The 13791-nt window shown below is 63.0% G+C and carries 13 protein-coding genes; all 13 read left to right on the top strand.

Annotated elements, in window-relative coordinates:
* Window positions 1-7 precede the first annotated feature (7 nt).
* The 13 genes from ON23_RS13705 to ON23_RS13645 all read left to right on the top strand — a co-directional run bounded on the left by ON23_RS13705 (window position 8) and on the right by ON23_RS13645 (window position 13777).
* Window positions 8-826, top strand: coding sequence for an SDR family NAD(P)-dependent oxidoreductase (locus tag ON23_RS13705; protein ID WP_157170222.1), 819 nt, complete (start codon window positions 8-10; stop codon window positions 824-826).
* Window positions 819-1814, top strand: coding sequence for an amidohydrolase family protein (locus tag ON23_RS13700; RefSeq protein ID WP_039778562.1), 996 nt, complete (start codon window positions 819-821; stop codon window positions 1812-1814). The genes ON23_RS13705 and ON23_RS13700 overlap by 8 nt, the downstream gene beginning before the upstream one ends.
* Entirely contained in the window at window positions 1811-2707 is an 897-nt protein-coding gene (locus ON23_RS13695) for an SDR family NAD(P)-dependent oxidoreductase (protein ID WP_039778561.1), read from the top strand. Before ON23_RS13700 ends, ON23_RS13695 begins: the two co-directional genes overlap by 4 nt.
* 28 nt (window positions 2708-2735) lie before the next feature.
* Complete coding sequence (locus ON23_RS13690; RefSeq protein ID WP_086006902.1) at window positions 2736-3896, top strand: amidohydrolase family protein; 1161 nt, start codon at window positions 2736-2738, stop codon at window positions 3894-3896.
* A 4-nt stretch (window positions 3897-3900) separates the two neighbouring features.
* Complete coding sequence (locus ON23_RS13685; RefSeq protein WP_039778558.1) at window positions 3901-4146, top strand: hypothetical protein; 246 nt, start codon at window positions 3901-3903, stop codon at window positions 4144-4146.
* Window positions 4147-4396: 250 nt separating this feature from the next.
* The gene (locus ON23_RS13680; protein ID WP_039778557.1) at window positions 4397-6742 is read left to right on the top strand and encodes a CaiB/BaiF CoA-transferase family protein; all 2346 of its coding nucleotides are present in this window, start codon (window positions 4397-4399) and stop codon (window positions 6740-6742) included.
* Between the two features lie 28 nt (window positions 6743-6770).
* Entirely contained in the window at window positions 6771-7676 is a 906-nt protein-coding gene (locus ON23_RS13675; RefSeq protein ID WP_039778589.1) for an SMP-30/gluconolactonase/LRE family protein, read from the top strand.
* 69 nt (window positions 7677-7745) lie between these two features.
* Window positions 7746-8882, top strand: a complete 1137-nt coding sequence (locus ON23_RS13670) for a CaiB/BaiF CoA transferase family protein (protein WP_039778556.1) — start codon at window positions 7746-7748, stop codon at window positions 8880-8882.
* 34 nt (window positions 8883-8916) lie between these two features.
* Window positions 8917-9816, top strand: coding sequence for an SDR family NAD(P)-dependent oxidoreductase (locus tag ON23_RS13665; protein ID WP_039778555.1), 900 nt, complete (start codon window positions 8917-8919; stop codon window positions 9814-9816).
* 175 nt (window positions 9817-9991) lie between these two features.
* Window positions 9992-11119: a cytochrome P450 gene (locus ON23_RS13660; RefSeq protein WP_223273922.1), complete on the top strand. Its 1128-nt coding sequence runs from the start codon at window positions 9992-9994 to the stop codon at window positions 11117-11119.
* Between the two features lie 54 nt (window positions 11120-11173).
* On the top strand, window positions 11174-12301 hold the full coding sequence (locus tag ON23_RS13655; protein WP_039778553.1) for an FAS1-like dehydratase domain-containing protein: 1128 nt from the start codon (window positions 11174-11176) through the stop codon (window positions 12299-12301).
* Window positions 12302-12316: 15 nt separating this feature from the next.
* On the top strand, window positions 12317-12616 hold the full coding sequence (locus ON23_RS13650) for a hypothetical protein (RefSeq protein ID WP_039778552.1): 300 nt from the start codon (window positions 12317-12319) through the stop codon (window positions 12614-12616).
* 36 nt (window positions 12617-12652) lie between these two features.
* Window positions 12653-13777, top strand: a complete 1125-nt coding sequence (locus ON23_RS13645; protein WP_245555943.1) for an NAD(P)H-dependent flavin oxidoreductase — start codon at window positions 12653-12655, stop codon at window positions 13775-13777.
* Window positions 13778-13791 lie beyond the last annotated feature (14 nt).

The following is a 13791-nucleotide window of genomic DNA, read 5'->3' as shown; positions in this document are numbered from 1 at the left end:
CGCGCTCGTGACCGGTGGGGCCGGCGGCATCCCGAAGGCTACCGCTCTCGCTTTGGCGAAGGCGGGTGCCGATGTCGCGGTCGTCGATATCGCCGACGAGTTCACCGCCCAGACTGTCGAGGAGATCCAGGCACTCGGCCGCCGAGCGATCGGGCTGCATGCCGACGTCCGCCGCCGGGACGATATCGAAGACATGATCGAGCAGACGCGTCAGCGGCTCGGACCGATCGCGGTGGCGGTAAACGGAGTCGGCAGCCTGGGTGCTGCGGTTCCGAAGTCGTTCCTGGACTTCACCGTCGAGGACTGGAACGGTCCGGTGGAACTCAACCTCACGTCGACCATGCTGTGTGTGCAGGCCGAGGCCCTGGCAATGATCAGGGACGGTATGGCAGGCAGCATCGTGACATTCGGCTCGACCAGCGGCTTGGTCGCAGCGCCGTCGGTAGCGCACTACGGCGCTGCGAACGCGGGGGTTATTCATCTGACGAAATCGGTCGCCCTCGAGTTGGCTCCCTATGATATTCGGATCAATTGCGTCGTCCCCGGAACACACAACATCAATCGGGCCGGACGTGAGACCCCCACCTCCAGTCGGCCGGAGCAGGCGGAGTTTCTGCGAAAGGCGGCAGCGGCGACGCCACAGAAGCACCTGGGACTGGCAGAGGAGACCGCCGGTGTGGCGCTGTTCTTGGCGTCGAAGCTGTCGGCGTACATGACTGGACATGCCGTGATCTCCGACGGTGGAATTACCCACACAACTGCCCGGCCTGCCGTCGGAACGCTGGAGCCCGCTGCATTGCGGGGGCTGGAGGTCAGCCGTGACTGACATCGAGATCATCGATTGTCACAATCACATCCTGCGCACCGCGCATCACAGCTGCGACTTGTACAGCAACTTGTTGCGGTTCAGCGCGGCAATGGGATTGCCTGACAGACCCGGATTTTTCGGCACTCCGGACGAGGCCGAAAAGGTGATGGCCGACACCGGCATAGCGCACATGAACATCCTCATGTTCACCTGGTCGGGCGTGTACTGGCGGCAGGGGCAGAATATTCTTCCGGATGATCCTTCCGAGCGCAGGCGCGAGGAGGAATTGTTACGCCACAGGATCGTTCGTCGAATCCAGGACAACAACACGTGGGCGCTCGGCCAAGTTGCGGCCAGCCAACGCTTGAGTTGTTTCGTCGGTATCGACCCGGTGCTGATGGATGAACAGACATTGCTTGCCGAAATCGAAAACGGGCGCCGCCGCGGCGCGTTGGGTGTCAAACACGTTCCGATGAACCATGGCACCGAAGGCGACGACCCGCGCATGTGGCCGGTTTTCGACTACTGCGCATCCGAGGGTATCCCGATTCTGACCCAAGCTTCGGGATTCATGGCCGGCCATCCCCGCAACTACACAAAGGCCCTGCAGGAGTTTCCGAATCTCCAGCTGATCTTCGCGCACCTCGGTCACAACCGGCAGTTCGGCCAAGGCGCGGATGCCGAGGTGCTGGAACTGGCTCGGGCGTTCCCCGGGGTCCACACCGACGTCAGTCTGAGGCTCATCGAGGTCGCCGACGGCCACATCGAACCCGAGGAACTGGTGGCTCATCTCCGCGCTATCGGTACAGACCGGGTGCTCTTCGGCAGCAATTGGGTGATCAGCGAATACCTGTGGTTCCGTGCGCGGCCCGGGATCGTGCCGCAATCGAGCCATGAACGCCTCGACCGCGAATTGGAGGTGCTCATGACACTTCCTCTGACAGATGACGAACGCGTGAACATTGCCGCCGGCAATTTCCGACGACTGACGGGATTGACTCGATGACAACAGAATCGCCGCATGTCGCGGTCGTCACCGGTGCGAGCCGGGGGATCGGCCGCGCGATCGCGCGAAGATTGGCCGCCGACGGAATCGCGGTCGCCGCGGTGTCACGCTCTCTGCGAGCCGGGGACGGTGCTCTGGCGGGCTCTCTGGAGGAAACGATCGCGCAGATCGAAGCCGACGGCGGCCGGGCGGTCGCGCTGCCGTTCGATTTGACGGCCCCGGGCACCGACCGGCGCGACATCATCGCACAGGCGACAGAGGCGTTCGGCCATCCGGTGGACATCGTTGTGAACAACGCAGCCGGGCCACGGCACTTCGATGTGTTGTTCCCCGATATGACATGGGAAGCGTTCCACGAAGCAGTGCAGACCAACGTCTGGGCCGCATGGGATCTGGCCGCAGCCGCTGTGCCGGGCATGCGCGAACGTGGTGCCGGCTGGATTCTGAACATCTCCTCGTCGCAGGCTGGGCCGCGGCTCGGACCGCCCTATGCGGAGAACCCGACGAACGGCGCGGTTCTCTACGGAGGCACGAAGGCGTTCATCGACAGGATCACGACCGGCGCGGCGATGGAACTCTACGAGGACAATATCGCAGTCAACACGCTGGCTCCTGAGTATCAGGTTGCCACCGATAACGCGCTCACCGTGGCAGGGGTTCGAAAGGACAACTCGGAGCCGGAGGAAACCATCGCAGAGGCGGCCTTGGCGCTCTGCACCGGAGACCCGAAAAAGCTGACCGGCCGAATCGCCTACAACCTGTCGCTCTTGGTGGAGCTCGAGCGCCCGGTCCGTACCTTGGACGGCCGCTCGACATTGCCCGGCTGGCAACCGAATGAGATCGACTCGGCCAGATTGCGCGTGCCTTACACCCAGACCTCGAGAATCCTCTGAAGGCCCCGGAAACGACGGAGGTGGCGGAATGCCATTGCAACCTTGGATGAAACTCATATCGGTTGATGATCATCTGATCGAGCACCCGAAAGTGTGGACCGATCGCCTACCGGGCAAGTATCTGGAACTCGGTCCCAGGATCGTCGATGAGCCCTCCTCCTCCGGTGGCCCGCCGATCCAGGTGTGGCATTATTCGAACAAGCGCTTTCCTGCGATCGGACTCAACGCCGTAGCTGGAAAGAACCCCGAGGAATACGGGGTCGAGCCCGTCCGGTACGCGGACATGATCCCGGGTTGCTACGACCCGAAGGCCCGGCTGGTCGATATGGACCTGGACGGTGTGTGGGCCGCGGCGAATTTTCCGTCCTTCCCACGATTTGCCGGGGCGCTGTTCACCGCCGAAAGTAGCGACTACGAGCTGGCGCTCGCCTGCGTGCGTGCTTACAACGACTTCGTCCTCGACGAATGGTGTGCCACTGCGCCGGACCGGTTCATACCTCTGATCATCCTGCCGCTGTGGGATGTCGATCAGTGCGTGGCGGAGATCCACCGCACGGCGGCGAAGGGTGCCAAGGGCATCACTTTCCCGGAGAACACCGTCCCACTCGGATTACCGTCCATCTATACCGATCACTGGGAACGTGTGTTCGATGCCGCCGAGGCAACAGACATGCCGCTGTGCATGCACTTCGGCTCCTCCGGTTCGCCGCCGGCTACCGCGCCGGAGGCACCGTACGCGGTAACCATCTCGTTGTACGGAACCAACTCCATGTCTGCGACCGCGCACCTGCTGTTTTCGCCCGTATTCCACCGGCACCCGAAGCTGAAGGTAGCGCTGTCGGAGGGCGGTGTGGGCTGGGTGCCCTACCTGCTCGAGCGGATCGACGGAACGTGGGACCGGCATCGGTGGTACCAGAATGTCGTCAAGGACGTGCGTCCGTCGGATTTGTTCCGAAAGCACATATACGGCTGTTTCATCGACGATGTGGCGGGTCTCAAGGCGCGCCATGATATCGGAATCGGAAACATTACTTGGGAATGTGACTATCCGCATTCGGATTCGTACTGGCCGCACAGCAGGAAATATGCGTCCGATGTGTTCGCGGAAATCCCCGATGGTGATGTTCATCAAATCGTAGAAACGAATGCGCGACGGCTCTTCAACTTCTTCGATGAGAAAGCGGCCTGACCCGATGCCCGGCGACGATACCCGGAATAACATGGAGGGGCAAGACATCCATTCTTCGGATTGGGCCGAGCAAGATCTGCTCACTCGGGAATTGGCTGTTCAGCGTCTCAATCAGGAGGAAGCGAGTACGAAGGCTGAACTCCACCGCGAGCGGTCTCAGCCGAACTCCGACCCCGATGCGATCAAGTTGTTGGAACAACGACTGAGAGCATTGGCGGCCAGCAGGAAAAACATCCTCGAACTACGCTGAGGGCTGCCGGTCTATCTCCTCCGACGCCGTCGGGCGGCCGCCGCCGGAGAAGATAGGAGGCGCTGCTGAAATGCGGGCTCATCCGATTTCCGTGTCATGCAAATGACTGTTGATGCGTCGGCAGGAGACCGGGAAGCTCGCACGTTCCATTCAGTGGAAGAGCGCCGCTGTCTGCGAGCGTCAGTGCATATTCTGAAGACGCCGCGGCCGACAGGCTCGACGTGGTTTCCGATATTCGAAGGGTAGGTTGATGGGCAATTCTGCCGGCGATACCCGTTTGCTTTCCGGCCTGCGCGTGGTGGAGTCCTCGCGAACGATCGCAGGTGCCTATGCGGGCAAGTTGTTCGCAGATCTTGGTGCCGAGGTGCTGCTCGCCGAGCCTGCTGATGGTCATCCGATGCGCAGCGCGAACGGATCGGACCAGCCGTCGCCGTTGTTCTCCTTTCTTTCAGCGGGCAAATGTTCATCGACACGTCACTGGCGGGAATTGGTGGAGGCCGCCGACGTACTCGTACTGGAGACGGAGGGCCTGCCCGACCTGGAGGAGTTGAGGCGGCTTGCCCGAGCACGGGTCGTCGTGGCGGTGACACCCTGGGGCCTCGCCGGCCCCTGGGCCGAGGCCGAACGGCCGTGGACGGAATTCACTCTCCAGGCCGAGGCGGGGTCACTCAGCAATCGCGGTAATCCGCATTCCTATCCTGTGGCACTGGGGGGCAGCGAAACATTGTGGGTGGCGGGGTCTTTGGCAGCTACCGCAGCAATGGGAGCAGTGGCCGGGCTCGATCGCAGTGGCGTGGGTGAGTTGGTCGACGTTTCCCTGCTCGAGGCCACGACGTACGCCGCGACGATGTTCGGTGACCTCCGGGCCACTATCGCGGGCGAGCGGCCGGAGCAGGTCTCACTGCGTCGGCCGTTGCTGCCGTCGGTGGAGCCTGCTGCAGACGGCTGGGTCGGCTTCAACCTCGCCTCCGCGCAGAATCTCGAAGACTTCCTCGTACTGATCGACCGCCCGGACTGGCTGGCCGACGAGGACATGAAGACTCCGGAAGGCCGCTATCGACGCGGCGCGGAGTTCTCAGCAGCCGTACGCGCGTGGACCCGGCAACATACGGTCGCGGAGATCATCGAGACTGCGAGTCTATTTCGGATTCCGTGCGCTCCCGTCCACAGCGCTGCGACCATACTCGGCGACGAGCACGTGCGTGCGCGGGACTTCTATATCGACGATGCCACCAGCCGCTTTCGGCAGCCCGCAGTTCCTATGCTTTTCAACGGAATTCGTCCAGGGGTCGGGAAACCCGTGAGCGCCCCCGCCGATGTCGGGTTCGAGGGTGAGCCAGACCGCGGCCGAGCATCGGCAACGACGGAAGACGATCTTCCGTTGCGCGGCTTGCGTGTGGTCGACTTCAGCAACTGGTGGGTCGGTCCCTTGGTCGGCACAGTGCTCGGCTCACTCGGCGCGGACGTCATCAAGGTCGAGTCGACGCGCCGGGTGGACGGTTCGAGAATGCTGGGTGGTTCTGCGACGAGTCGGCCGGACTGGTGGGAGTACAGCTGGGTCTATCTCGGCGCCAATCACAACAAACGTGGCATCACCCTCGACATCAGCCAGCCCGAAGGGCGGGAGCTGTTCGAGCGCCTGATTGCTGACGCCGATGTACTTCTGGAGAACTTTGCGCCACGGGTTCTCGAGAACGTAGGGCTCGACTGGGCTGCGGTGCATGAAATCAACCCGAGCCTGGTGATGCTGCGTATGCCGGCGTTCGGTCTCACCGGACCGCGGCGGGACATGGTGGGTTATGCGCAGACGGTGGAGCAGTACTCCGGAATGTGTTGGCGGACAGGCTATCCCGATGGGCCGCCGATGAACCCAAGCGGTCCGGCCGATCCGATGGGCGGCTCGAACGCGGCTTTTGCGTTGCTCGCCGCGCTGTACCGGCAAACCCGCGATGGCAGTGGGCTGTTGGTGGAGGCACCGCTGGTGGAAGCCGCGCTGACCATGACCGCCGAGCAAGTTGTGGAATTCACGGCCAACGGCAGGCTGCTCGAACGGGACGGAAACCGCAGTCGCGGCCACGGCCCTCAAGGTGTCTACGCCGGCGCGGGGACAGAACAATGGCTGGCGGTGTCGGTGATTACCGACGATCAGTGGCACGCGTTGGCCGGCTACACCGGCATTGCGGGGTGGGCGGATCCTGAGCTGTCCACCTCGGATGGCCGCTGGAGGCACCGAGACCGCCTGGACGCCGACCTGGCTGCCTGGACAGCAGGTCGCAATGTCGCTGCGACGGTCGCGGATCTTATCGCGCTCGGCGTTCCTGCTGCCCATGTCGTCGATCAGCGATTCGTACATGCGCATCCTCAGATTGCCGCGCGAAGCTACTTCGAAGACATTCATCATCCAGCCAGAGGCACGATGCCAATTCCCGTATTACCCTTCCGGTTCGGCCGGATCCCCCGATGGTCGCGTATCGCGCCCCCCACCGTCGGAGAGCACAACCAGGAAGTGCTCGAAAGGGACTTGGGTCTTTCCGTCGAGCGAATACGAGAACTGGCCGCCAAGAACGTCGTAGGAACCAGGCCTCTCGGTCTGTGACCACCCGCGATCAAAGGAGATGCGCTGCATGACTACGGAAATCACGCCGACCCGGCTGTCGTCCGGATTCAGCTGGACCGAGAGCCCGCGGTGGCACAACGGAAAATTCTATTTCACGGATTTGTACAGCGCCCGGGTCGTCACCGTCGGCCCGGACGGTGACGCCACCACGGTGGTCGATCTGTCGGATCGCCAAGCGCCCGAAGGGCAGCGAATTGTCGCATCGGGTATCGGCTTCCTGCCGGACGGGCGGCTGTTGATCAATTCGATGTTCGAGCGATTGATATTGGTGCACGACGGCAACACGACCAGCGTGTACGCGGACCTGCGGGAACTGGCCATAAGTCCGATCAACGACATGGTGGTCGACACGGCCGGACGTGTGTACGTGACCCAGCTCGGATTCGACCTGTTCGCCGGCGAGAGCCCCAAGGACTCCCCACTGCTCATCATCGAGCCCGACGGCAGCGCGCGGGTCGGTGATGAGGCTGGACTCTTCATGGGCGCCAACGGAATTGCGATCACCGCCGACGGGGGCACTCTGGTAACGGCGGAGACCTATATCAGCCGGATCACTGCATTGGATATCGCAGGGGATGGCACGTTGAGCGGGCGCCGCACATTCGCGGACGTGGGCCCCGACACCTACCCCGATGGACTCTGCTTGGACGAAGAGGGCGCTGTATGGGCCGGTCTCGCGGCGGCGGGGCGTGTGATCCGCGTCCTCGAAGGCGGTGTCATAACCCATGAGGTGCGCCCGCCGGCGGCTGAAGCGGGTGTCTCGACCGCATGTGGTCTGGGTGGGGTCGACCGCCGCACTCTCTATATCTGCTGCGGTTTCGAGGTCATGGATTTCGCGAAGTCGGTCGACGAAGGGCTGGGCTCGATTTGGACTGCGCCGGTGCCCATTTCGGCCGGTGCCGCACGGCCCTGAGGATGCGACGGGAACTGCAATGAAGATCCATGGTCATCCCGCATTCTCGAGGGTACGGGAGGTGCACGCGTGAACGGCCCGCTCGCCGGCATTCGGGTCTTGGAACTCGCAGGCCAGGGTCCTACTCCGCTGGCTGGGATGATGCTGGCCGATTTGGGTGCGAACATCATCCGAATCGACCGTCCCGCCGGGTTGGCATGGTCCGTCCCCGACCCTGCTGATGACATTCTGGGGCGCGGGCGGCGTTCGATCGGCCTCAACCTCAAGGACCAGCGAGGTGTCGAGCTGTTCCTGCGGATGGTGGAGAACGCGGATGTGCTGATCGAGGGCTACCGACCCGGTGTCGCCGAACGACTCGGCATCGGACCGACAGTGTGTTTGGAACGGCAACCTCGACTCGTCTATGGGCGGATGACCGGTTGGGGACAGCAGGGTCCGCTGGCCGCGGCGGCGGGGCACGACATCAATTACCTCGCCTTGTCGGGTGCGTTGCATGCGATCGGTTCCGCGGGCGGTCCGCCGGTGCCGCCGTTGAATCTGGTGGCGGACGGCAGCGGTGGAATGATGCTCGCCTTCGGTATCGCTTGTGCGCTGAATGCTGTGAGAGCCTCCGGTGTCGGACAGGTCATCGATGCCGCAATGGTCGACAGTGTCGCGGTTTTGATGGCCCCTTTCTATGCGCACGCGGTCAGCGGCCGCTGGGGAGAGCGAGGCACCAACCTCATCGACTCCGGTGCTCCCTTCTACGCGGTCTATCCCACCGCCGACGGTGAGTATGTCGCTGTGGGGGCGTTGGAGCCCGCCTTCTACCGGGGACTGTTGAAGGGTCTCGAACTCGAAGACATCGACCCTGATCAGCAAATGGACCGTGCCGGCTGGCCCGCGTTACGGGCGGCGATCGCAGCACGCTTCGCCTCTCGCACCCGAGCCGAGTGGACAGAGATATTCGCGGACATCGACACATGCGTCAGTCCGGTCTTGAGCCCGGCCGAGGCGGTTACCCACCCTCATTACGTTGCGCGCAACGGGTTCCTGGAGGTTGCGGGCCGTCCGCATCCAGCGCCCGCGCCGCGGTTCGGACACCATCCGCGCTCCGATCCGCGTCCCGCGCCCGCCATCGGGGCGGACACCGACGCGATTCTCGCTGAGCTCGGTCTATCACCCGACGAAGTTGCTGCTACGCGTCAGGACGGAATTGCGTCGTGAACGAGCCCATGAACGAGGATGTGGAGTAAGGCTCATGGCACAACTGGACTTTTCCGATTACGTCGTGATCGTGACCGGCGCGGGCCGCGGAATCGGCAGGGCGCACGCCGAACTGCTTGCCGATCGGGGAGCAGCGGTTGTCGTCAATGACACCGGTGGGGCGGTCGACGGGAGTCTGCAGGGCGCTGACCCGGCCGGCGAAGTGGTCGAGGCCATTACTGCTTCGGGCGGACGTGCAGTTGCGTCGACCGCGTCGGTCGCGACCGAACAGGGTGCACGCGCGATCGTGGAAACGGCGATCGCATCGTTCGGCAAGCTGGACGCGGTCGTGAACAACGCAGGCATCTATTCGGTCCGTTCGCTACACGACATCACCGAGGCGGAATGCCGGAGCTTTCAGGATGTGCATTACTTCGGCAGTTTGTTCGTATCCCAGGCTGCATGGCCACACTTGGCGGCCTCGAAGCGCGGTCGAATCGTGAACACCATCTCCGGCGCGATGCTCGGCGTTCCCGACATGGTGCACTACGGAGCGGCCAAGGGGGCCGTGTTCGGTCTGACACGGAATCTAGCCGTAGCTGGTCACGCCGACGGGATCAAGGTCAACGCCATCGCCCCCGGCGCAGGAACCCGCATGGTCGAGCTTGCTACCGACGCGCTGCCGCCGGGCATGGCCGCCCAGATGCGGGAGTCGATGCCGCCGCGGTTGGTGGCGCCGGTAGCGGCATACCTCGCGCATGAGAGGTGCACTCTCTCGGGCGAGGCGTTGAGCGTCGCGGGCGGAAGGGTGCGCCGGATCGCCTTCGGGTACACCCGTGGAATTACGGACGCCGAATTGACGCCGGAGATCGTGGCCGACCGCCTCGATGAAATTTTGCACGTCGGTGAGTTCACTCCCGAGCCGCTGATGCTCCCGAGAGAGGCTGTGTCGTGACCAGCGCATCGGTGGCCAGGTCCCGCTCACGGGTCGAGATCCCGCACGAGTTGATCGGTTCCGAATATCGAAGCTGGAGAGGCCGATGACAGAGACAACTGCACGCTATCCATTTCCACCGGTCCCATCCGACGACGCTGTTGCCGCCCTCCAGCGGGTCGCCGAAGAACGCCCGATGACGAAGGTGACCATGCCGATCGGGGGCGAGGCCTGGGTGATCCACCGCCACCACGCGGCAAAGCAGATGTTGGAGAACCGAAAGTTCGTGCGGGGGCCATTCGCGCGGGGCGAGCAGGAAACGCCGTACTTCGTCCACTTTCCAGATTTTCTGAAAACGACCCTGCAATTCGCAGACCCGCCGGAGCACAGTAGGCTGCGCAAATTGGTGGCCAAAGCCTTCACCCCTGGGCGAGTCCGCAGACTTCGAGAGAGTACAGAGATCCTCGCCGACCAACTTCTGGACGAGATGATCGCATGCGGTGCGCCGGCGAATCTTGTCGAGCACTTTTCGCTCCCCCTCCCGATTCGAGTCATCGGCGATCTTCTGGGAGTCCCGGCCTCCGACCGCGAGAGATTCATCGAGTGGAGCAAGGCCACGTTGGCCACTTCGGGAATGGGTGAGGCCGAAATCCTCGAAGCTGTGACGCAGTTGCATGGGTACTTGGCGGAGTTGATAGCTGCCCGCCGTGCCGAACCACGAGACGATCTACTCAGCGCGTTGGCGCAGGCACGGGACGTCGATGATTCTCTGACAGACGAGGAAATCCTCCCGATCGCGATGCTGCTCATCGTCGGCGGTTTCGATAACACTGCCAATTTTATAAACCTTGGCGTCCTTGCACTTCTTCGCCATCCTGACCAGCTGCGCGCGTTTCTTTCCGATATCGATGGCACGGTCGGTACTACGGTCGAAGAAGTGCTGCGGCACGGCCAATTTGCCATCGGAAGGGAGCGTGCGGGAGGTGGTGGATTTCCGCCGTTCGTTGCGGCGGATGACGTCGAAATCGACGGAATACTGATCAAGAAGGGCGAGGCCGTCATGATCGATCCCGCCGGCGCAAATCATGATCCGGCGGTTTTCGAAAACGCTGCCGCCTTCGACGTTACCCGATCAGTCAATCCGCAATTGACGTTGAGTCACGGCATGCACCACTGCCTCGGCGCGCCGCTGGCAAGGATGGAGATGCAAGTAGCTCTGAGCGCGCTCTTTCGGCGCCTTCCCGAAGTAACTCTGTGCGGAGATCCCGAATTTGCCACCGAGTACCTCACTGCTGGTATGGCCGTCCTACCGATTGCCTGGTGACGCCATGCACAAAGAAATGACCGACATGCGGCGCTACTGCCGAAAGGGACACTGATGGCGAAGATCACCACACTCGATGAATTCGAAGCCGCGTACAAAGCCGGTCTGGGCAAGCCCATCCCGCCGCAACGGCCGTGGCGGACCGTCAGCGAGGAATGGCTCGCCCGCTATGCCGAAGGTGCGGGAGACTACAATCCGCTGTTCAAGGACCCGGCGTACGCAGACGCCGGGCCTTTCCACAGCCTCGTCGCGCCGCCCGGCTTTCTTTTCTCCATAGACTTCGGAGCGAATGCCTCGATCTGGGGACACATTCCGGCGTCGGACGTCTCGATGCGAGATCTGACAATCCTGTACCTCGGTGCAACGGTGGAGTGGTATCGGCCGGTATGGCTGGGCGATCGAGTCCGCAGCATTCAGACACCGACCGATATCCGGCGGACGACGATGCGGCAGGCCGGAGAAGCGCTGATCTGCACCGGAACTACCGAGTACTGGAATTCGAGGGGCGAGCTGATCGCGAAGCTGACGAACAACATGTTGCGATTCGCCAACCCGGGTACCGGTGTGGAATCGGCACCGGTGGATGTCGTCAAGCCGAGGGTGGCACCCGATCCATTGGTGTGGCAGCGCACTCGCCGCGGTGGGGAACCTCGGTACTGGGACACTGTTTCGGCCGGGGACGCGATTCCTGATTTGCCGAAGGGCACCTACACCACGACCGAGCTGTACCTGTTTTCCCATGCGGCGCTGGCGGCGCACCGATCCCAGCAGGTCGACGAGGGCACGATCGACATGGGGGCGGGTGGACGCGCCGACCCTGAGTATGCCCGTGCGGCGCGGGCACAAGCCGCATCCTTCGACTATGGCCCACAACGGATCTGCTGGCTTACCCAGGCGGTCACCGATTGGATGGGCGATGACGGGACCCTCGTTCGTATGGAGGCGCGGTTACGTCGGCCGAATTTGGTCGGCGACACCAACACCGTGCGCGGCACGGTACTTCGCACGTACCGCAGCGGCACTGACTTCCTCGCCGATGTGGCCGTTGAGAACGTAAACCATGCCGACGTGGTCACAGCCAGCGGCGAAGCCACAGTGAAACTGCCCGAACGCGGTTCGGTTCCGGCCGACAGCCTGCTGTTCGCGCCTACCGCCGATACGCCCCCAGGCATCTACAGCTGATCGAAAGGACAAGACATGGAATTGCGACCGGGACTCAAATTGAACAGCGCGGTGTCCGGAGCCCAGATCATCGTCGTTCGCGCGCCGAGCGGGGCGGTCGATCTGCGGTGTGCCGGTGAGCCGATGGTGCCCGAGGGCACCCCGCTTTCGGCAACCTCGACCGCCGGCGGGGACGTGCTGCTGATCGGAAAGCGCTACAGCGACGACACCGGCAGCCTTGAACTGCTCTGCACCAAGCCAGGACTGGGCCCTCTCAGCGTGGGGGAACAAGTCCTGTCGATCAAGGCCGCCAAACCCCTGCCGGCCTCGGACTGACAGCCGATCCGGACGGAAGGAACCAAGATGAATAAATTGTGTCGCGAACTCGGAATCGAGTACCCGATTTTCGCTTTCAGTCATTGCCGCGACGTGGTCGCGGCGGTATCGCGGGCGGGCGGAATGGGCGTGCTCGGCATCCTCGCGATGTCGCCCGACGAAATCGATGTCGAATTGCGATGGCTCGAGGAACACAGCGGCGGGAAGCCCTACGGTGTCGATATCGTCGCGCCGGTGAGCACTGCGGACCGGGAGGCCGGTCTGAACGACGTCGGTCAGGTTCACTCGCAGCTGGAGGACATGATTCCGGCAGAGCATCGCCAATATGCCGAGGAGATTCTGCAGCGTTACAACGTACCGCAGTTGCCCGATACAGATGGGCAGCAGCACGGCTGGGCAACAGAGGGATTGACAGCCGCAGGCGGACACGACCAGATCGAGGTCGTCCTCAGTCATCGGAACAGCCTGATCGTCAGCGCGCTGGGCCCGCCGCCGGCCTGGCTCGTCGAACGCGCACACGAGAGCGGTACGAAAATCGGTGCGCTCGTCGGTAAGCCGCATCAGGCGGTGCGCAATGTCGACCTCGGGGTCGACGTGATCATCGCTCAATCGTACGAAGCTGCTGCGCATACCGGAGAGATCGGATCGATGGTGCTCACCCCGGATGTCGTCGATGCCGTCGGTGACGTCCCCGTGCTCGCGGCCGGAGGGATCGGATCGGGTCGGCAGATGGCGGCTGCGATGGCTCTCGGCGCACAGGGCGTATGGACCGGTTCGATCTGGCTCGCTTGCCGTGAAGCCCCTGCCGAACAATGGCAGTTGGACCGCCTGATCGAGATGAACTCCACCGACACGGTGCGGTCCAAATCGCAGACAGGAAAGTTCAATCGCCAGATTCGTACTCCGTGGACAGAAGCATGGGACGACCCCAAGGGACCAGGTGCCCTGCCGATGCCGTTGCAATACATGCTGTTCGCCGACGCGACCGCACGAGCCCGCCGCGCCGGTGTCCACGAATTGGTCGGTGGCCCGGTCGGCCAGGTCGTAAGCCGTATGACGAAGGTGCGTCCGGCTGCGGAAATCGTGCTCGAGATGGTGGAGGAGTACATGGACACACTGCAACGAATGAGTTCGCAGTTCGAGGAAATTACTGGGGACTGATGGCTTCGGGTGTC

The organism is Nocardia cerradoensis NBRC 101014 (assembly GCF_000308535.1).
GTDB lineage: Bacteria > Actinomycetota > Actinomycetes > Mycobacteriales > Mycobacteriaceae > Nocardia > Nocardia cerradoensis.
This window is presented reverse-complemented; position numbering and strand designations above follow the sequence as displayed.